This window comes from Thermovibrio ruber, from assembly GCF_055380895.1.
The window spans coordinates 454,902-474,504 of record NZ_AP042397.1; the positions used below are offsets into that span (position 1 = coordinate 454,902).

The 19,603-nt window shown below is 44.6% G+C and carries 16 protein-coding genes; 4 read left to right on the forward strand and 12 right to left on the reverse strand.

Annotation, left to right across the window (positions count from 1 at the left end):
• Positions 1–18: 18 nt before the first annotated feature.
• Positions 19–2,049: a hypothetical protein gene (locus ACZ424_RS02350; RefSeq protein ID WP_464904921.1), complete on the reverse strand. Its 2,031-nt coding sequence runs from the start codon at positions 2,047–2,049 to the stop codon at positions 19–21.
• A 57-nt stretch (positions 2,050–2,106) separates the two neighbouring features.
• On the opposite strand from ACZ424_RS02350, the gene ACZ424_RS02355 reads away from it, so the two are divergent.
• The 4 genes from ACZ424_RS02355 to ACZ424_RS02370 are packed head-to-tail and all read left to right on the forward strand — an operon-like array spanning position 2,107 to position 6,964.
• On the forward strand, positions 2,107–2,898 hold the full coding sequence (locus ACZ424_RS02355) for a sugar phosphate isomerase/epimerase family protein (RefSeq protein ID WP_464904922.1): 792 nt from the start codon (positions 2,107–2,109) through the stop codon (positions 2,896–2,898).
• On the forward strand, positions 2,859–3,392 hold the full coding sequence (gene def / locus ACZ424_RS02360) for a peptide deformylase (RefSeq protein WP_464904923.1): 534 nt from the start codon (positions 2,859–2,861) through the stop codon (positions 3,390–3,392). The genes ACZ424_RS02355 and def overlap by 40 nt, the downstream gene beginning before the upstream one ends.
• Before the next feature lie 13 nt (positions 3,393–3,405).
• On the forward strand, positions 3,406–5,019 hold the full coding sequence (locus ACZ424_RS02365; protein WP_464904924.1) for an NAD(P)H-hydrate dehydratase: 1,614 nt from the start codon (positions 3,406–3,408) through the stop codon (positions 5,017–5,019).
• Positions 5,012–6,964, forward strand: coding sequence for an ATP-binding protein (locus ACZ424_RS02370; RefSeq protein WP_464904925.1), 1,953 nt, complete (start codon positions 5,012–5,014; stop codon positions 6,962–6,964). Before ACZ424_RS02365 ends, ACZ424_RS02370 begins: the two co-directional genes overlap by 8 nt.
• An 81-nt stretch (positions 6,965–7,045) precedes the next feature.
• Here the strand turns inward: ACZ424_RS02370 and ACZ424_RS02375 are convergent, their stop codons facing one another.
• The 11 genes from ACZ424_RS02375 to ACZ424_RS02425 all read right to left on the reverse strand — a co-directional run bounded on the left by ACZ424_RS02375 (position 7,046) and on the right by ACZ424_RS02425 (position 19,593).
• Positions 7,046–8,263 (reverse strand): type II secretion system F family protein, encoded by a 1,218-nt coding sequence (locus tag ACZ424_RS02375; RefSeq protein WP_464904926.1) that lies wholly within the window; start codon positions 8,261–8,263, stop codon positions 7,046–7,048.
• On the reverse strand, positions 8,263–9,351 hold the full coding sequence (locus ACZ424_RS02380; RefSeq protein ID WP_464904927.1) for a type IV pilus twitching motility protein PilT: 1,089 nt from the start codon (positions 9,349–9,351) through the stop codon (positions 8,263–8,265). Before ACZ424_RS02380 ends, ACZ424_RS02375 begins: the two co-directional genes overlap by 1 nt.
• Before the next feature lie 43 nt (positions 9,352–9,394).
• Positions 9,395–10,171: an undecaprenyl-diphosphate phosphatase gene (locus ACZ424_RS02385; protein WP_464904928.1), complete on the reverse strand. Its 777-nt coding sequence runs from the start codon at positions 10,169–10,171 to the stop codon at positions 9,395–9,397.
• Between the two features lie 3 nt (positions 10,172–10,174).
• Positions 10,175–11,122, reverse strand: coding sequence for a thiamine-phosphate kinase (gene thiL, locus ACZ424_RS02390; protein ID WP_464904929.1), 948 nt, complete (start codon positions 11,120–11,122; stop codon positions 10,175–10,177).
• Positions 11,109–11,480, reverse strand: coding sequence for a hypothetical protein (locus ACZ424_RS02395; protein ID WP_464904930.1), 372 nt, complete (start codon positions 11,478–11,480; stop codon positions 11,109–11,111). The genes thiL and ACZ424_RS02395 overlap by 14 nt, the downstream gene beginning before the upstream one ends.
• Positions 11,481–11,483: 3 nt before the next feature.
• Positions 11,484–13,187: a clostripain-related cysteine peptidase gene (locus ACZ424_RS02400; RefSeq protein WP_464904931.1), complete on the reverse strand. Its 1,704-nt coding sequence runs from the start codon at positions 13,185–13,187 to the stop codon at positions 11,484–11,486.
• Between the two features lie 10 nt (positions 13,188–13,197).
• Positions 13,198–14,928, reverse strand: a complete 1,731-nt coding sequence (locus ACZ424_RS02405; RefSeq protein WP_464904932.1) for an adenosylcobalamin-dependent ribonucleoside-diphosphate reductase — start codon at positions 14,926–14,928, stop codon at positions 13,198–13,200.
• Positions 14,928–15,860 (reverse strand): ACP S-malonyltransferase, encoded by a 933-nt coding sequence (gene fabD / locus ACZ424_RS02410; RefSeq protein WP_464904933.1) that lies wholly within the window; start codon positions 15,858–15,860, stop codon positions 14,928–14,930. Before fabD ends, ACZ424_RS02405 begins: the two co-directional genes overlap by 1 nt.
• Before the next feature lie 218 nt (positions 15,861–16,078).
• Complete coding sequence (locus ACZ424_RS02415; protein WP_464904934.1) at positions 16,079–17,368, reverse strand: class I SAM-dependent methyltransferase; 1,290 nt, start codon at positions 17,366–17,368, stop codon at positions 16,079–16,081.
• Positions 17,349–18,557 (reverse strand): glucose-6-phosphate isomerase, encoded by a 1,209-nt coding sequence (locus ACZ424_RS02420; protein ID WP_464904935.1) that lies wholly within the window; start codon positions 18,555–18,557, stop codon positions 17,349–17,351. Before ACZ424_RS02420 ends, ACZ424_RS02415 begins: the two co-directional genes overlap by 20 nt.
• Before the next feature lie 10 nt (positions 18,558–18,567).
• The gene (locus ACZ424_RS02425) at positions 18,568–19,593 is read right to left on the reverse strand and encodes a hydroxyacid dehydrogenase (protein WP_464904936.1); all 1,026 of its coding nucleotides are present in this window, start codon (positions 19,591–19,593) and stop codon (positions 18,568–18,570) included.
• Positions 19,594–19,603 lie beyond the last annotated feature (10 nt).

Consider the following 19,603-nt stretch of genomic DNA (forward strand, 5'->3'; position numbering starts at 1 on the left):
AGTTCGTAGTTTCCTATTCTACCAGCTGAGGTTAAACCTAAGGCCGGTGTATTTAATTGAAGAACTTCCCCAACCACCAAGGAGCTCCAAGCTGCACCTTTTCCCGGGATTCAGGATAATTCCCAAACCAAACTCCTGTGCCACGTAGCTTCCAGAGAACCTGTAGAGCCTGTCGTAATAAAGGCGCAATTTCGTTGAAAAACGGGAAAACTTCCAAAAGTTTAGAGGTCTTTCTAAAGAGGCCGTGGCGTAGCGAACTCCCCTTTCTCCTGGCCTAAGAGAAAGGCCAACGTCTCTGTAGAACTCCCTTAAGTTAAAAGTTGATAGGTTATTTGAGAAAACTCTATAACCTACAGAGGCTCCTGTTCCAAAGAGAGAGCCCTTTAAACCAAAGACAGCTCCCCAGTCTACGTTGTGGCCGTATCCCCACTCCTTGACACCACCAAGGGTAAAGTGTTCCCTCTCAAAGAAGAAGGACAAGGCCGACTGGGTAGAACTCCCGTTAAAAACGGCAGCGTAGTATAGGTTCCTGTAGGAGAGAAGGGCAACTCCGTGATCTTGACTTCCCCTTGTGCCGTTAAACCGATGGTAGAGGAGAGAAGCCTGAAAACCGTTTAACCGGTATGAAATACCAGGAAGGTAGTCGGAAAAGAGAGGTTTAACGGAAACTGGTTGAAGCCCTAAACGGAAGTTTTCGCTTGATGCGTAGAGCTCCTCAAAGTGCCAGAGCTTTCCGTGACTCCTCTGGTAGAGGAAGTTATCTGCCGTGTTTCCCCAAACAATGTAGTCAAACTTAGAGTTTCTTCCCGTTGAAACCTTAAACCGGAAAGTATCTGTATAAGCCGTAAGTTTATAGGTTGAGTGCCAAAAACCCACGTGGCTGCTTTTTGCCCAACCTTCATACTCAAGCTGAGCCGGGTAGAACTTTTGGGGGAAGTTTGCATACTCACCTACAACGTTAAAGTAGTTTTTCAGTTTAACGTTTAAACTTCCATAACCTTCTGGAACTCTTACTCCCCACCTGTAGCCGCCAAAAAGTGCGTAAGCTCCGCTGCTGCCTAAGGCACCTTTAAGGAAGAGAGCTCCCCCCTTAACTGGGTAGTCAAGTTCTCCTCCAGCCTCGTTCCCAATTAGCTTTCCGGAAGAGGTTTCAAACCTTGCGGCGTAAATAGAAACGGGAAGTTTCTTAAAGTTAAAGGAGTAAAAAACCTTCCCAAAACGCAAGTTCCCCTCTGTTGGCCTGAATATGAGTCCTTCACCTTTTAGATCCTCTCTGTAGCCGTAAGAGGTTATCCCCTTCTGCCAGTAGCCCCCCGTAAACTTCAGAGAATTAAAAGAGACTTCCCCCCACCCGCCTAAGTTTCCGTTCTGTGAAACTCCCGAGAGTGTGAAATTTCTACCGTCCAACTTGAAAAAAAGCCCGGTTTTGAACTCTGCCGGGTATACGCCTTTTGCATCCATAATCCTGTAAGCTCCGAAAGTAAAACTCTTCCGTTTAACTCCGAAAACGGCTATATCAACGTCGTCCTCGTTCTTCCTCCGCGGTAGAAGGTATTTCCCCTCATAACCGGCAATCTGATCCCAGAAGAAGTTAAAACCGTTAAAGGAGTAGTTAAAGTGCGCTCCCCACAGGTCATCACTAAAGAGGGCAGGAACTTCAAAATGTTGTTTACCTACTTTTAAAGTAAAACCTTTAAACAGGAAACCCCTCTTAATCAAGTAGAGCTCCCTTACATTAAAAGTCTTGACGCCACCACTAAACAGAGAATCGCCACTTGAAGTAAACAGGTTCACGTAGGGAACTTTTGTAGTTCCAGAGATCGCAGAGAAATTAAAATTTGTCCCGGCACTTAAACGAAAGGTTTCTCTCAGATTTAACCGGTAGTAGTAGCCGTTTTTTCTCCCCCTCCAGTTCTCAAGGCCTAACTCACGGTTGTAGTCTCCCTTTAGGTTAACACCGTAAAAGCCGACTTCTCCTGAGAGCTGAAATCCAAAAGAGGGAAGGGGAATAAGAAAAAGGAGGAGAATCGCAGCTGCAGTTGATTTCACAATCCCTCCAGATTAGTTTAATTTAAACAATTCAGATTTTACGATAAAGGAAGGTGTATGAAACTCGTTGCTCACGTTCCCGGAAAGGAGATACTGGGAAACCCTAAGCTGATAGAGAAGTTTGTAGAGGTCGGGCTAGGAGTAGAGCTCCAGCTCATGGCAGAAGTTTTAGATTCACTAACACTTAAGGAGTTCGGTAACCTGAGAAAGCTGGCGAGGGGAGCTCCCGTGACAATTCACGCTCCCTTTATAGACCTTAACCCGGGAGCCCTTGAACCTTACGTTCTGAAGGCAACGAGAGACCGGTTCTTTGAAACGGTAACGGCGGCAAAGGCGCTAAATGCCGAGGTTATCGTCTTCCACACAGGCTACCATCCCCAGAAAGTTGACCCATTCTACGACAGCTGGTTTAAAAGAGCCCTTAAAACGTTTAAAGAAGTATCGGAAGAGTGGCAGGGAAAAATAGCTTTAGAGAACGTTTTTGACACAACTCCTGAAAACCTAAAGAACTTCATAGAAAACCTTCCGGAAAAAGTCGGCATCTGTTTAGACGTTGGTCACATGAACCTGTTTTCCCGGGTTCCCGTCTCGGTCTGGTTTGATGAATTAGGAGGAAGAATCTACGAATTTCACCTTCACGACAACCTTGGAGTGAAAGACGACCATTTTCCACTGAAAACAGGAACGGTAAACTGGGAAGAGCTCTTTTCCCAAATGGAAAAGCTGAAACAGGAGTATATTTTAAACCTTGAAAACAAAACGTATGAAGACGTTTTAAAGAGCCTTGAATACCTTAGGAGGAACTTTAAATGGAAAGGGATATCGTTATCTACCCCAACGACGTCTTAAAGACAAAAGCCGAAGAAGTCAAGGAGTTTAACGACGAAATAAGGAACTTGGTAAACGACATGTTTGAAACAATGTATAAAAGAGGTGGTGTGGGGCTTGCAGCAAACCAGGTAGGTGTTTTAAAGAGAGTTGTTGTGATAGACCTCTACTCAAAAACGGAAAGGCAAGGTAAAGAACAAATAGTTCTTATAAACCCTGAAATTATTGCCAAAGAAGGTGAAATAGTAAAAGAGGAAGGATGCCTTTCTCTTCCGGGACTTTACAAGAAGGTGAAAAGGGCTGCATACGTAAAGGTGAAAGCACAGAACTTAGAAGGTGAGGAGTTTGAAATTGAAGGAGAAGGCTTACTTGCAAGGGCTCTCCAGCACGAGATAGACCACTTAAACGGTATCGTGTTCATAGACAGGCTTTCACCTCTACAGAAGAGGTTGGCTCTTGAGAGGTACAAAAAACTAAAGAGAAAGTACGAGAGGGAGCTGGCAAAGAAAGGATAATCGGGGAGGAGTTATGAGGCTTTTAAAGGCCAGCGAGATGGCTCAGATAGACAGGGAAACGATAGAGACCGTTGGAATTCCCGGGATTGTCCTTATGGAAAACGCTTCCCGAGGAGTTGCAGAAGTCGTATACAGGTACGTAAAGGGGAGCTCCGTCTTAGTAGTCTGTGGTAAGGGAAACAACGGAGGAGATGGGCTGGCTGCTGCAAGACACCTCTACAACTTAGGCTACGAAGTAAGGGTTGCCCTTACCAGCCAGCCGGAAAACTTAAAAGGAGACTCGAAACTAAACTACGAGGTACTCTCAAAGCTACCCATTCCCGTTCACGTTATAGATACGCCGGAAAGGTTGATGGAGCTCTACGAACTTTTAAAAGAGTCTGAAATAGTTATAGATGCCCTCTTTGGAACTGGACTTTCCAAACCGTTAGAGGGCTTTTACGCTGACGTTGTTGACATCATAAACAGGTCAAACAGAACAGTTGTCTCTGTAGACCTCCCTTCAGGCCTCTCAGCAGATACGGGAAAAACCATAGGGAAACACGTTGTTGCAGACTTCACAGTAACGTTTGCATACCCGAAAATCGCCCACGTATTCCCCCCTGCCTGTGAAAGCTGCGGAAAGGTCTTCGTTACAGACATCTCTATTCCAGAAGACCTCCCCTTCCTGTTAGGCCCTGAGAGGTTTATCCTTACGGCAGATGAAGTTCTCTTTACCCTTCCCCCCAGAGAGATAATGGATCACAAGTATACATTCGGCCACGTTGCAGTAATAGGAGGTTCTACCGGGAAGACAGGAGCTCCCTCAATGGCCGCAGAGGCCGCACTAAGGACGGGAGCTGGCCTTTCAACCGTAATAGTTCCCGAGTCCCTCAATCAGATATTTGAGACGAAACTGACAGAGGTCATGTCAATCCCGATAAAGGACGACGGAAAGGGATACTTTGGAATAGGGGAATTAGAGGCCGTCCTGGAAACAGTTGAGAAGAGCAAGTTCTCAGTAGTCGTTTTAGGAATGGGACTGGGGAACAATCCCGAGACTTACGAGTTCGTTAGAGAGTTCGTCAAGGAGTGCAAGCTCCCTATGGTTATTGACGCAGATGGAATAAACGCCCTCTCCGAAAGTCCTGAAATCCTGAAACTGAAGGAAAACCCAATAATCATTACTCCCCACGTAGGGGAGTTTGCGAGGATATCCAAAAAGAGTAAAGAAGAGATACTGTCGGCTCCCTGTGAAGTAGCCCTTGAGTTTGCACAGCACTTTGGCGTAACTACCGTTTTAAAGAGCGGAAGGACGGTAGTCGCAACAAAAGAGGGAAAAGCCTATGTAAACGTCATAGGAAATCCGGGAATGGCAACGGCCGGAACGGGAGACGTTCTCTCGGGAGTTGTTGGAGCTCTCCTTGGAATGGGAGTTGAAGAGGAAGATGCAGCCAAGTTCGGCATGTTCCTCCACTCACTTGCAGGAGATATAGGAGCTCAAGAGCTTACACAGGAAAGCCTTAAAGCTTGCGACCTAATAGATAGAATTCCAAAAGCGATTAAAAAGGTTAAAGAACTTGAGAAAAATCCAAAAAAATCAACATCTCCATTTGTAACGGAATTGAGAGAGATAGTGGGTGTATAGGAAGTTAGCTTTAGCTTTCCTCCTTCTTTTCGGGATATTCATAGTCGGTTACTTTGGTGTTTCTGCCCTCTCCTCCTTTTCAGGAGAGTTCTACCTGAACAATCCTCTCTTCCACATTCTAATGGCTCTAATTCTCATAGTAATAACAGTTCTCTCTATACTGTTCGTTAGAAACGTTACTCTTTTCTTCTTTCCCCACTTTAAAACAAACCTTCGGGTAAAAATATTTACGGCTTTTCTGCTTCTAGTTTTAGGCCCAGCCCTCTTCTCAATATTCTTAGCCACGGGAGTGATAAACCAGGGACTTGACAGACTCTTAAGGATACAGGTCAAAAGAATCGTTGAAACCTCTTACGAGACAACGGAAGACTTTTTAAAGTTCTTAGAGTCTGACCTTGAGCGAAAAGTTAACCAGCTTGCCTATAGAAAAGTCTACCCCTACACTCTAAAGGCTTACGGTATAGACGGTTTCTTCAGAAAAAGTGGAAAGAGAGACGAAGTGGTGGGAAGCTTTCCCCTGTCTACAGATGAAATAAAACAGATTAAACAGCTGTCCAGTTACGCTTTTTTTGACAAAACGTCAGGTCAAGTAGTTGTGTGTAAAAGACTTTCCAAAAATATTGTCTGTGTCTCAAAAAAACTTCCAGAAAAACTTAGAAAGGAAGCAATCCAGATAGAAAGTTTACACTCAAACTACCAAACGTTAGTTGCCTTTAAGACTCCAATAAAGGCAGTTTATACGTCTACTTTTGGAATAATGGGGGTAGCCGTTCTGTTTGGAGCTCTCTGGTTTGCCCGCTATTTTGAGAGAAGAATTTCCATCCCAATAGAAGCCCTCTACAGGGCAACAGAGAGAATATCCCGCGGCGACCTATCGGTAAAAATACCGGAAGATGAAGCCACAGACGAGCTTAAACACGTAACTCACGCCTTTAACTCAATGGTTGAACAGCTTAAACTCCTTCAGAAAAACCTTGAGGAGAACAGAAAATACCTTGAGGACGTTCTAAACGCCATTTCTCCTGCAATAATTACATTTGACTTTTCCGGAAGAGTAATTTCGTGTAACAAAGAGGCAAAAAAACTCTTCAAACTACCGGAAAACTCAAAGGGAAAGTCAATCTGGGAGATCTTCTCCCGCTACCCCAACTTTAAACAGGCGGTCCAATACCTGATAGAGAAAGATAAAAGCCGGGGGGAGGTTAGAGAGGAAATAGATGGTAGAGAGAAGTTCCTTACTGTAGAGGTGATTACCTCTCCTGAAGTAGGAGACAGAATACTGATAGTTGAAGACGTTACGGAACTGGTAAGGGCTAAAAAATCTGAAGCTTGGCGAGAAGTTGCCCAGAGAATAGCCCATGAGATAAAGAACCCTTTGACTCCCATTACTCTTAATGCAGAGAGGATAAAGAGGCTCTTTTCTAGAGGGAAACTCAACGACGAGAACCTTTCAAGAGCTGTAAACTCAATACTGGAGGAGGTTGAGGTAATAAAACGGCTCATAGACGAGTTTAGGAAGTTTGCAAGGCTCCCCCTTCCGGAAAAGCGACTTACAGACTTAAACAGCCTCATTAAGAGCACCTTAGAGCCTTACGAAAACAGAGTAAAAATCAAGTACGAGCTTGAAGAGATACCGAAAGTTCCGTTAGACAGAAGCCTAATAAGAGAAGTTCTGATAAACCTTATAGACAATAGCATCTCTGCTGGAGCAACGGAGATAAAAGTATCAACTACAGAGAAAGATGGAAGAGTCTACATAGTCTTCAAGGATAACGGCCCTGGAATTCCTGAAGAGATAGCCGATAAGATCTTCTCTCCTTATGTTTCAACAAAAGAAGAAGGCTGGGGCTTAGGTCTCTCAATAGTTAAAAAGATAGTAAAAGATCACGGGGGGAAAATTTACACTGTAGATAGGAATACATTTGTTGTAGAGCTCCCCCTCTAACCGGAGTTCCACTTAAATTAGTGTAAAATCCAATCCTTATTCAGAAACCTTCTATCTATTCCTTTATTTTCCGCCATTCGTTTACTTAATAAGTTCACCGATTTTAAAGATCGGAAGATACAGGGCAATTATAATTACGCCGATTATAGAACCTATAAAAACGATCATTAAAGGTTCTATAAGGGAAGTTAGGCCGTCTACCGTGCGGTCTACCTCTTCTTCGTAGAAATCTGCAACCTTTGACATCATCTCATCTAAGTTACCGGCCTCCTCACCAATAGCAGCCATATTAACAACCATAGAAGGAAAAACTGAAATCCTTGACATTGCAAGAGAGAAGCTCACTCCCTTTTCAACCTGCTCCCTTACTTTCTCTATTGCTTTCCTTATCACTTCGTTGTTTGAAGTTTCTGCAGATATTCTAAGGGCTTCAAGGATGTTTATTCCGCTTGAGAGCATAGAAGAGAAAGTCCTTGAGAAATTTGCAATACTTGACTTGAGGACAAGTTCTCCAAACACTGGAAGCTGTAAGAGCGCAAGGTCTGTAAGGTATGTAAATTTCTTTGAAGCCTTTCGGAGCTGAACAAAGAAAACCACGAAGAAGAATATGGCAAGGATAAACCAGCCGATATAATCTCTGAGCCAGTTACTAGCATTTATAACCATCTGTGTAAGGGCTGGAAGGGTGCCACCTAGGTCAGCGTATAGCTGTTGAAATGTAGGAATTACAAAAATCATAATACCGACAACTATAACTGTTGCAGTTAAAAGAACAAAAATAGGATAAAACAGGGCACTTTTAACCTTACCCCTAAGTTTTTCAACCTTTTCTAAGTATTCGGCAAGACGTCTCAACGTTTCATCAAGGGTTCCTGCCTCCTCAGCTGCCCTTATAATTGAGATATACAGGTCTCCAAAAACGTTTCTGTAGCGGGAGAGAGCTGTTGAGAATTTTCCTCCTTCCTCTATATAGGTTGCAATGTCGTTAATTATCTGCTTAAGCCTCTTGTTGGAAACCTGATCTTTTATGATTCTTAAAGACTGAACCAAAGGAATTCCTGCGTGAACCATAGCGTGGAGCTGACGGGTAAAGATGAGAAGATCCCGCAAAGTTACCCTGTTGAGAAACGGAAGGTCAAGACTCTTCTTAAAGATAGATTTATCTTCCGAAAGTTTTTCTACTACTACTATACCACGGCTTAAAAGGAGCTCCTTGGCAGCATCTATACTGTCTGCCTCTATGAGCCCTCTCTTCCTTCTGTTGAGAACGTCTCTGCCAACATACCTGTAGACAGCCATTAGAAACCTTTAGAAAGTGATTTTATTAGGGATTCAAGCTCTTTAGGATCTGGCGATACCCTCTTTGCCTCTTCAAGGTCTATAAGGCCGCTTGTGTAGAGCTCCGCAAGATGCTGATTCAGTGTAATCATACCTGTAGCAGCCTGACCGGTCTGCATCATTGAGTAGATCTGGTGGAGCTTATTTTCCCTGATAAGGTTTCTTATAGCAGGTGTTGGAATAAAGACCTCTACTGCGGCTACCCTTCCCTTGCCATCTTTTCTCTTTAGCAGCTTCTGTGCTACTGCTCCGACCAGTACAAAGGAGAGCTGAGTTCTTATCTGGGATTGTTTTTCAGCTGGAAAGACGTCTACTATACGGTTTATCGTTTCAACCGTTGAGTTAGTGTGGAGTGTTGAGAAGACGAGGTGGCCAGTTTCAGCTGCCGTGAGGGCTGCTTCTATCGTTTCTGGATCCCTCATCTCACCGACCAAAATAACGTCTGGGTCTTCACGAAGGGCTGCACGGAGAGCTCTGGCAAAACTCTTGGTGTCGCTCCCCAACTCCCTCTGGGTAACCAACGATTTGCTGTGCTCGTAAACAAACTCAATCGGGTCTTCAATCGTGATTATGTGGTAAGGGTAGGTATCGTTGATAATCTTAAGAAGAGAGGCAAGAGTTGTTGACTTTCCGGAACCGGTAGGACCTGTTACGAGAACAAGGCCTTTATCTTTATGGGCAAAACTCTCTATAACCTTTGGAAGCCCCAACTTATCAAAACTTGGAATTTCAAAAGGAATAAGCCTAAAGGCAGCAGCCAAAGACTGCCTCTGAAAATAGGCGTTTCCCCTAAAACGGGCTACTCTCTTTATCCCAAAGGAGAAGTCAAGCTCCCAATCCTCTTCAAGACGCTTTTTCTGAAAGTCTGTAAGAACGCTGTATATAAGTTTTTTCGTATCTGCTGGAGTGAGAGTGCCGTATTCGTTCAGAGGAACGAGGTCTCCTATTATCCTTATACGGGGAGGACTACCCGGTGCGATGTGAAGGTCAGATCCCTTCCTCTCTACAACCTCTTTTAGAAGGCTTAGCATTGTTACGTTACTCTGCATCTTTACCCCCGGCTGATTATAACAAACCGACAAGCTTTAAGTTTTAACTATTTTGAAAGTAAAAAGCCAAAAGGAAGATTATTCCAACTATGATCCTGTATATGCCGAAAGGTATAAAACTGTGGTGTTTAACGTAATTTAAAAGCCACTTAACGGCAAAGAAGGCCGATATAAATGCAGTTATAAATCCCACCGAAAGAAGTTTGAAATCTTCAACGTTAATGGAGTTAAAGTTTTTAAACAGCTCAAAACCGGTGGCGGCAAACATAGTCGGAATGGCCAAAAGGAAAGAGAACTCCGTAGCAGCAGGCCTTTTCATCCCGAGAACCATTCCCCCTATTATCGTTGCTCCAGAGCGGGAAGTTCCCGGAACCATGGCAAGGGACTGAAAAAGACCAATTCCAACGGCTTTCAGATAGCTTATCTCTTCAGGATTTGAGATGTGGTGTTCTTTCTCGCTGTGGAAGAGTTCCACCAGTATAAAAACAATACCCCACAGGATTAACATTGCAGAAACGACAAGAGGATTGAAAAGCTCCTCAACGTAGTGGTGGAGCAAAAGACCTAAAACTCCAGTAGGGATAAAGGCAGCAATGAGTTTCTTCCAGAGCTCTAAACTCTTAACAAGCCTTTCTCTGTATATAAAAACAACAGAGAGAATTGCGCCGAGTTGTATGGCTATTTCAAAGGTCTTCTCAAACTCTGTCTGTTTAAAGCCTAAAAGGTGTGAGGTAAGTATCAGGTGACCTGTTGACGAAACAGGAAGAAATTCTGTTAAGCCCTCAACAATTCCCATTAAAACAGAGTCTATAAAAGTCATGAACTAATCCTCCTTCAGGTGGTCGTAGCCCTTTTTGGGAAAGAGCTCCCCGTTTCCGTAAACCCCACTTCCCTCAGAGACGGTTCCTACAGGCTTAAACCCGAGTTTTAAGAGTTCTCTTTTCTTCTCTTTCGGTGCGGTAATTATAAGCTCGTAGTCCTCTCCTCCAAAGAGGGCAAGCGAAAGAGCTCTCTTTCTTCCACAGTAGGAGATCAAGTTTTCTGACAGGGGAACTAAATCCAAATCAACATCAATTCTCACTTTTGACGACTCAGAAATTGTGTAGAGGTTAAAAACAAGGCCGTCGCTGACGTCTGTTCCGCACTTAACGCCTAAAGAGAGAGCTCCCTGCCCCTCCTTTAAACGGGCAGAAGGGTTTAAAAACCGGCTAACGAGATAGGTATCGGAAATTTCCCCTTTTAAGAGCTGTTCAAGTCCGGCCTTCGCATCTCCAAAAGTCCCTGTAACGAAGACAAGTTCCCCGGGCTCAGCGGAGCTCCTCGTCATAAAACCAGCCTTTGCTCTGCCGACGAGGAAAAGGTCAAAAAAGAGAGTATCACTCCTGACAGTATCTCCCCCCACCAAAGAAAGCCCGTAATCGTTGAGGGCTGAGCGAACTCCACCGTAAAAGAAGTCAAGGTCAGACTCTGAGAAAGAAGCGTTAACTCCAAGGGTTATGAGTGAAAAAGCAGGAACTCCTCCCATGGCGGCTACATCACTGACAGAAACTGAAACGAGCTTTCTGCCTAAGTAGAAAAAGAGATTATCTACTAAAGGTTTCCAACGAACTAAAAAGTGGGAATTCTCTACCAAAGCGTCACATGTAAGTAGAAGTTTCTCTGATCCAAGGGAAACAACAGCAGTGTCGTCCCCTATGCCTAAATCAACGTGGGGAGCTCCTTTAAAGAGCTGGGATATTCTGAAGATAAGCTCAAACTCACCTAAGCTCATCCACCTTCTCCGGCTTCAGGTAGCATATATTCCCCTTCTTAGATACAAAGGCCAAAACCCTTACCTTCTTCCCTTTGTCTGTCAGAGGGTCAAGGCCGCCAGTTCCGGCTATGTAGATGCACCCTGTTGAATCCGTAATACAGGCATCAGAACGGGTTATACCGGGATTTCTGCACTCTGCCGGACAGCTCCAACCTCTAAAAGTTCCTTCAAGAACAACCTCTTTCCCCAACATCAAAGAGCAGTTTTTCAAAACTTCTCCTACTGTAGTTAGCCTTACGTTAGCCTCACCGTTTACACTAACGGTTGCACAGCCAAAGAGTAGAGCAGCAAACAAGAGAGTAAAAAGCCTTAACATCCCTTACTCCAAAGAGAGGTATTTGGCTAAGAAATCATCCCAGTAAGTTTCTGCAGCAAACGGGTTGTAGTAACCGTCAACCTGTTGTTTTCCAAAGGAACAAGTTATCAGAGTTTTAGCAGTATAGCACTCATATCCTGAATTTTCTGCCTGATTCATATCTCCAGGGAAATAAATAGAAATACCGTGAAGATCCTTTCCGTCTGCTCCGGGAATAATGGTTTTATAGAGGGAGTTAATTGTGTTAACGATATTTTTCGCTTCTGTGTATTTGCCTGATAGCTGAGATGCAAATGAGTAGAGGTCAACGTAGTAGTAAGAACAGTCTAAAGAATTTTCAGAGCAGACAACTTGCTGTGAGGCATTCCTTGCCGACAGGAAGTCCGAAAAGGTATTTTCGTTTAAATCATTGTAGAGCTCATTAAGGTCGTTGGCAATTCTCTCAACATCTGCCCTTGAAAAGAGAGTAAGTGTAAGCGTAAAACCGCTATTAGATGAAGAGTAAGTATCTCTATATGCGTCAACAATGGCTCTTCCAAACTGCTGAGGGGTTGCATTAGGATTAGAAACAAGGTAAGAGAAAACTTTACTGTAATCCCAACCTGTTCCCGGTTCATTGTTTTCAGAAGCAACGGCATAATCTGTAAAGTCCTTAATATCGTAGAGGACTTCTTCCATACCCATTAAACACTCGTCAAAACCAATTAAGCTAAAATTTATCCCTTCAGAATTGAGTTCTGATAGAGCTTTACGGAGCTGAAACATGGATAGAAAAGAGGAGTTTGTATCATCAAAAGCTGCTATCCTACTCCTCCAACCGTCTCCGTGGTCCCAGAGAATAAGGGCAACGTTCTTTGCCGGGAAACGGTTATAGTAAGTCCTGACAAAACTTTCCAGAGTTTGATAGTTTCCCGTATCAACTTCATATCCAAGGTTTTCTGAAACAAAGTTTCCCGTCATATCATCGCTCTCTGTTATCTGGTCTGGCTCAGAAATGAAGTCTGTAAGGACTACCAACTTTACTTGAGGGTTAAACTTAACGGCCTCCATCTCCCCAAGGTCTCCTAGAGCGTTATCGTTTAGACTGTTATCTGCGGCCATGTAAACAAGAACCAACCACTGTCTGTAATTAACTTCCCAACAGTTCCCGTCGGTTTTACAGAGTTTTACAGAGTTATCCTCCGGAAGATACTTAACAGAATAAGTTTCTCCTGAGCTGTTCTGGAGCTCCACATTAACATCTTCACCGCTCTTAACAGCATCAAGGAGAGATTTTTCAGGAGAAAGATTCGTATTCAAAACTTTAAGGCCTGAAAAGTTTAGGGTTTTAAAGCCACCGCCCGTGTCTCCAGCCATTCCGTGAATAAACTTTGCAAGAACGTCTCCCATCTGTGAATTGCCAGCAAGTTTAAACGGGTTAACAAGTTCGTTGTTCTCTTCTAAAGTGTAATCTCCCAACTTAAGGTTACCTACAAAAAAAGTAACGTGAACAGGAAAGTTTTCTGCTTTCAAGAAAAATCTGCCATTTGAATCTGTATATGTACAGTAGCCATTCTCTGAACAGACCTTTAACCCTTCAACATAGCTTGAGATAAACTGGCCGGAAACTGTTATTGATGAACCTGATTTTCCACCTCCACCACCACCTCCACAGGCTGGAAACAGAAAAAGAAGTAAGAGAGTTAAAAGGACTTTAAAACTTTTCAAGGAAAACCTCCTACATCTGACAGCTACACGGCTGAAATCTTATCAAGCCTTTTGGATTTATTCCCTCAACAGATTTTAATCCAAACTCTATCACTCCATCTTTTGAACCTTGGCGGAAAATTGTAATTCCCTTTACCTTCAACTTGTAGCCAAGGAAAAAGACCCTTTTAACGTCTTCAACGGTTGCCTCTTTTCTCATGTTAACGGTCTTTGAAACGGCGTTGTCTACGTGCTTCTGGAAGGTCGCTTGAACTTTTACATGCCACTCTGGAGGGACGTCTAAGGCCATTATAAAGATCCTTTTAATATCGTCCGGTATTCCAGAAACATTCTGGATGCTACCGATTTTTAGAACTTCAATGAGCTGCTCATTTGAGAGTATGTCTCCGGCGTATTTAAGAAAAAGGGGCTCTATCTGAACAGCCGGTTTGCCTTCAAGGATTCTCTTTACGTAAGCAACGGCAAAGAGCGGCTCTATGCTGGGAGTCGTTCCGGCTATCATACTGATAGTCCCCGTAGGGGCGATGCTCGTTCTGGTTGAGTTTCTGACTTTCTTTCCTCTGTAGATGCTCTTATCTATATTTGGGAAACTTCCCTTTTCCTCTGCAAGCTTAACAGAGGTTTCAAAAGCTTTTCTGTTTATGAAAGACATTAGCCTATCTGCAAGTTTAAGGGCTTCCTCTGAGTTGTAAGGAATTTTCAGTTTTATGAGGAGCTCCGCCCATCCCATAACTCCCAAGCCGATTTTCCTGTTCCCCTTTGCCATCCTCTCAATTCTCTCGTCGGGATACCTGTTAACGTCTATAACGCAGTCTAAGAACCTGACAGCAGTCTTAACTACCTTTTCTAACCTCTCCCAGTCAACGTAGCCGTCTTTCTCAAAGTGGGAGAGATTAATTGAACCAAGGTTACACTCCTCGTAAGGTAGAAGTGGAACCTCTCCGCAAGGGTTTGTCGCCTCAATTTTTCCGATTTCAGGAGTCGGGTTGTGGCGGTTTATCTCGTCTACGTAGAGAATCCCAGGATCTCCACACTCCCAGGCAGCTTCTGCAATCAGGTCAAAGAGCTCCCTCGCTTTAACTTTCTTCCAAACCTTACCGTCCCTCGGATTTACAAGCTCAACCTCTCCATCGTTTTCCAGCTCCTCAAAGAATGAATCTTCACAGGCAACAGAAATGTTGAAGTTCTGAAAGCTTTTCTTGTCAAGCTTTGCAGTTATAAACTCCTCAACGTCAGGATGGTTGTAGGAAAGGACGCCCATATTGGCGCCCCTCCTCTTTCCTCCCTGTTTTATGGCGTCTGTCGTGCAGTCAAAGACCCTCATAAACGAAACGGGGCCTGAGGCCTTTCCGTTGGTTGAGCGGACGACGTCCCCCTTCGGCCTTAAGTGAGAAAACGAAAAGCCCGTTCCACCTCCGGTTTTCTGGACTTTCGCCATCAGAGAGAGGGTGTCAAATATCTCCTCTATGGAGTCCTCAACGGGAAGGACGAAGCAGGCGGCAAGCTGCCCTAACTTCGTTCCTGCGTTCATAAGAGTTGGGGAATTAGGAAGGAAGTCAAGGTTCAACATGAGCTCTAAGAACTTCTCTTCCCACTCCCTGACCTTTGAGACGGGACCGTAGAGGAGCTCCGCCTGTGCAACTCCTCTTGCGACCCTCTCAAAGAGCTCCTCAGGAGTTTCACCCGGCCTCAGGTAGCGGGCTTTCAGTATCTCAATTGCAGTCTCGCTGAGGTTCAGCATTAAGAGAGCTCCTCAATTAGCTTCTCAATCTCCTTTGGCTTCTCAATGCTTAAAACCCTTATGTTCCTGTCAATCTTCCTTATAAGCCCCCTCAAAACGTTCTTAGGGCCTATCTCGTAAACTCTGTCAACTCCCAATTCCGCCATCTTCTGAACGTCCTCAACCCACCTAACAGGTGAAAAAACCTGCCTGTAGAAAGAGTCCTTTACCTCGTTGGGCTCTCTTATAAGTTTAACGTCGGCGTTGTTCAGTATAGGAACTTTTGCTTCACTGAAGATCATATCCTCCATTAACTCTTTCAGTTTTTCGGCGGCCGGTTTCATTAGCTTAGAGTGGAAAGGAGCAGAAACGGCAAGACGAACTATCCTCTTAGCCCTAGCTTCCTTTAACTTCTCCTCGGCTTCCTCCAGAGCTCTTACTTCACCAGAAATTACGGTCTGCTCGGGAGTGTTGTAGTTTGCAACCTGAACAAACCCACCTTTTACGGTTTTGAGAACCTCATCTACTTTCTCTGCTGGAATTCCGATGATGGCACTCATACCTCCAACTCCAGCAGGAACGGCCTCCTGCATAAACTCTCCCCGCTTTCTGACAAGGAGAGCTCCATCAGAAACCGAGAAAACTCCTACCGAACCTGCAGCTGAGAACTCCCCCAACGAGTGACCAGCAACCAAGACGGGCTTTTCCTTTATCTCCGCCTTTTCAATAACCCTTAGAACGGCCATACTGACGGTAAATATTGCAGGCTGGGCATTGTAGGTCAGCGTCAGTTCCGACTCAGAGGAATCAAAACAGATTTTTTTTACGTCTACTCCCGCTCCTTCAGAAGCCTCTTCAAACACCTCCCTAGCCTCAGGAAAAGCTTCGTAAACTTCCTTTCCCATACCGGGATACTGGGAACCCTGACCAGGAAAAACAAAAGCAACAGCCATAGGAACCTCCAACGCTCTATAAGTCCTGTTATGATTAGATATTCTACGAAAACGGGAATCTAACAAGTCACACCTGTTCTGAAAGGAGGAGAGCTCCCAACGCACCACTAAACTCACCTAAACGGGCAAGCTTTAAAGAAAAATCCCTCGCAGGTTGAAAGAAGGACGTTAGCCTTGGAGATTCTGTAACAACTCCCTCTTTTATGTCTATACTGTCTTCACGCCTCCTCCCTGTAAAGGTGTTCTCTGGTAAGTGGAAAACCGGACTCTCCGGTAGGATGGGTCTTAACCAAAAGAGTTTGGTAAAGTCCTATCCTTCCCGTTAAGAACTGGTAAGCGCTTGAGGCCATGTAGAGACGCCAGATCCTGAACTTCTCCTCTCCTGCAACCTTAACGGCCTTTTCGTAGTTCCTTTCTAAGTTCTTAACCCAGTGCATAAGCGTAAGGGTATAGTGTTCTCTCAAGCACTCAACGTCCCTAACCTCAAATCCGGCCTTTTCTGCTTTCTCTACCGTCAGGTAGATGGGAAGGAGCTCTCCGTCTGGAAAGACATACTTCCTGATAAACTGGGAAGGTGGCTTCCCAAACTCTTTGCAGCTTGAGCTTATTGCGTGGTTGAGGAAGATTCCGCCGAACTTTAAGAGTTTGTAGGCCTGTTGGAAGTAGGTGAGAGCTCTCTTCCGACCTACATGCTCAAACATTCCTACGCTTACAATTTTGTCAAAGGACTCTTTTCCGGATAGCTCCCTGTAATCGGCAAGGAGAACTTTACACCTTCCGGCAAGGTTTTCCTTTTTTATTCTCTCTTTTACGTACTCATACTGGTTTCTACTTAAGGTTATTCCAAGGGCGTTTACGCCGTATTTCTTGGCGGCGTGGATTATGAGGGCTCCCCATCCACAGCCTATGTCAAGGAGCTTCTCCCCCGGTTTCAGCATTAGTTTCCTGCAGATGTAGTCAACCTTCTGCTCCTGTGCCCTGTCTAAAGAGTCCGTAAGCTTTCTAAAGTAGGCGCAGGAGTAGACCATATTCTTGTCCAAGAAGAGCTTGTAGAAATCGTTTGAGACGTCGTAGTGGTATTGAACTGCCTGTCTGTCTCTCTCTATACTATGGAGCTCCCCGGAGAGCTCCGCCCTACACTTTCTATACTCTTCAAGTGTGGGAATCCGGCTCAGGGTCTTCCAGAACTTCAGTTTCTCTTTCAGAGTTTTAAACCTCTCCATCACCCAGTCGACGATTGGAAAAACGAGGTATATGTCACCAACAAGGTCAATGAGCCCGTAGATGTAGTTTTCAGCAAGTGATAAGTCTGAGAAGGTGCTGAGAGCCTCCCTCAGTGCCCAAGGCTTGTTTATTCTTATTTCCAGCTTATCACCCTTCCCCCAGACCCTCTCTCCGTTCCAGAGCTCAACGGAAACGTCGTTTCCGCCGGGAGCTCCCTTTAAGAGCTCCTCAACAACCTTCTTATTCACCTTTATTAGCTCTTCTTCACTGAGACAAACCTCCATCTCTCCCACTCTCCAAAATTTCCCTTGCGTAGCGTTTACCTATCTCAACGGCCGGCTGGCCGTAAGGGTTTACCCCTATGAGCTTTGCTATGACAACAACGGCAACCATGTAGAACATAAACAGGTAACCCATCTGATACTCAGAAAGGCTGCTCAGCTCAAACCGAACTATCGGCCTGTTCCTTTGCCTAAGAGCGTAAAGAGTCCCCTCAAACTCTGCCCTCATAATCTCTCCAAGGGTTTTACCCCCCACGTAGGGAAGAATTTTTGCATTGTTAGGGAGTTTTAAGTCCGAAGATCTACTGTTAACGAAGAAAAGCTGGTAGAACTTATCGTCGGGACCATCTACAAAGAGCTGGAGGATTGAGTGTTGAGACGCAGTTCCTACGGCCTTAAGAGGTGTCTGTCCCTTCCCGTCCTTTCCAAGGGATTCAGCCCACAGTTGTGCATACCACTCCGTAAACTCTGTCATGTAGGATGAGTAAGGCATAATAACAGAGATATCCCTACCGGCTTTATAGTGTAGGTATTTCGCAGCAGCAAGGTAAAAGGCGGGAAGCGGCGCGTCTAATAGGTCATAAGCACCCTCTAAAAACCGCGTTACATTGTGCCCCGCAAAGTAGGCAGGAAGAAGCCCTACGGCTGTAAATACTGAGAACCTACCTCCTACCTCCTTAGGTATCTCAAGAAACGGAGAGTTAAGCTCTTCTGCCAGTTTTTGAAAGGCATCTCCCCCGTCTCCTACAAAAACCAACCTATCTCCGGAAAGGAGTTTCTTCTCCTTCAGCCTATCCAGTATCACGTTCATAAGAGATACAGTTTCAAGGGTTCTCCCCGATTTACTAATAAAGGCAAAGGCGGTCTTATCCCAGTCAATACCCTTCAAGGTTTCTGACAGAAGATCTGAGTCTATGTTGTCAAGGAATAGAAGACGGGAGTTCTCTTTTCCAACAGCCTGGTGGAAAGCTTTAGCCCCACGGGAAGAACCGCCCATTCCAACAACAATTAGAGTGGTAAAGTTTTCAGAGAGCCCCCCTGCAACCCTCTCTATCTCTGTTAAATACTCCTCTGAAGGGAGCTCCACAAAGGGCATAACCGACGGCTTCAGCAGGTTTTTGTAGTCAATCTCCTCAAGGAGAAGTTCATAGTCAAGAAAGGGAAAACCTGAATCCTCAAAGAAAACCTTCATTCTCACTCCCTCATTTCTTTATTACTGGGTAAATACAGTTTCCGGTTTCTTTGAAAGAAATTATGTTTTTTAAGGTCTTTGTGAGAATCCTCATTATGGCTTCATGGGTGTTATAAGCGTTGTGGGGAGTGAGGATGACGCTCTCAAACTGAGCTAGGGCGAAGTTCTCTAAAGCCTTCTTTAAAACCTCCGGAGAGACGTCCTTTTCTCCCCTAAAGATTATCAGTTCCTCCTCTACCCAAACCTCTTCACCCTCAAACGTGTCTAATGCAACTCCTTCAAGAATCCCCTCTTTTAGTGCCCAGACGATGGCTTCAGTCTCAACAACTGAACCCCGGGATGTGTTAACCAAGTAACTTCCCTTTTTCATAAGCTTTATGTTTTCCCTGTTTATTAAGTGGTGAGTTGAGGGTAGGTATGGAACGTGAAGGGTTACAACGTCTGAACTTTTAAGGAGCTCCTCTAAAGACACATACTTAACACCGTAGCTCTCTACAAGCTCTCTTTTAGGCTTTACATCGTAGGCAAGAACGTTAACGTCAAAACCTGAAAGGAGTTTTATCAACCTTGAACCTATCCTTCCCGTTCCAACAACTCCAACAGTTTTCCCCTCAAGGTCGTGCCCCCTTAAACCGCTCCTGTCAAATATTCCTCTGCACGTTCTCTCAAGTGTCGGACGGAGCTTCCTTACGAGGGAGAGGATGAGCATAAGCGTATACTCTGCAACGGTTTCCATTCCGTAGTCTGGAACGTTACAGACGGCTATACCTTTCTCTTTTGCGTAATCAACGTCTATGTGGTCAAAGCCGGTTGACCTTGTAGTTATAAGCTTAAGCTTTGGTAAAGCGTCTATAACCTGTTTGCCGATTTTTGAGTAGATAAAAACCGAGAGAACTTCAACGTCTTTTATCTCCTCTAAATCACTCTCCTGTAGCGGCCTCTTCTCAAGTTTCATTAGTTCAAAACCGTGGGGAGGGAGCTCCCTCTCAATAACCGGAACCTCCCACCCTTCAAGCTCAAAGAAAGCAACCTTCATCTCTCCCTCC

Coding starts and splice junctions, on each gene's coding strand:
- ACZ424_RS02365 (WP_464904924.1), top strand. CDS start 3,406: ATGAGGCTTTTAAAGGCCAGCGAGATGGCTCAGATAGACAGGGAAACG.
- ACZ424_RS02375 (WP_464904926.1), bottom strand. CDS start 8,263: ATGGCTGTCTACAGGTATGTTGGCAGAGACGTTCTCAACAGAAGGAAG.
- ACZ424_RS02385 (WP_464904928.1), bottom strand. CDS start 10,171: ATGACTTTTATAGACTCTGTTTTAATGGGAATTGTTGAGGGCTTAACA.
- def (WP_464904923.1), top strand. CDS start 2,859: ATGGAAAGGGATATCGTTATCTACCCCAACGACGTCTTAAAGACAAAA.
- ACZ424_RS02355 (WP_464904922.1), top strand. CDS start 2,107: ATGAAACTCGTTGCTCACGTTCCCGGAAAGGAGATACTGGGAAACCCT.
- thiL (WP_464904929.1), bottom strand. CDS start 11,122: ATGAGCTTAGGTGAGTTTGAGCTTATCTTCAGAATATCCCAGCTCTTT.
- ACZ424_RS02420 (WP_464904935.1), bottom strand. CDS start 18,557: ATGAAGGTTTTCTTTGAGGATTCAGGTTTTCCCTTTCTTGACTATGAA.
- ACZ424_RS02425 (WP_464904936.1), bottom strand. CDS start 19,593: ATGAAGGTTGCTTTCTTTGAGCTTGAAGGGTGGGAGGTTCCGGTTATT.
- ACZ424_RS02415 (WP_464904934.1), bottom strand. CDS start 17,368: ATGGAGGTTTGTCTCAGTGAAGAAGAGCTAATAAAGGTGAATAAGAAG.
- ACZ424_RS02380 (WP_464904927.1), bottom strand. CDS start 9,351: ATGCAGAGTAACGTAACAATGCTAAGCCTTCTAAAAGAGGTTGTAGAG.
- ACZ424_RS02395 (WP_464904930.1), bottom strand. CDS start 11,480: ATGTTAAGGCTTTTTACTCTCTTGTTTGCTGCTCTACTCTTTGGCTGT.
- ACZ424_RS02405 (WP_464904932.1), bottom strand. CDS start 14,928: ATGCTGAACCTCAGCGAGACTGCAATTGAGATACTGAAAGCCCGCTAC.
- fabD (WP_464904933.1), bottom strand. CDS start 15,860: ATGGCTGTTGCTTTTGTTTTTCCTGGTCAGGGTTCCCAGTATCCCGGT.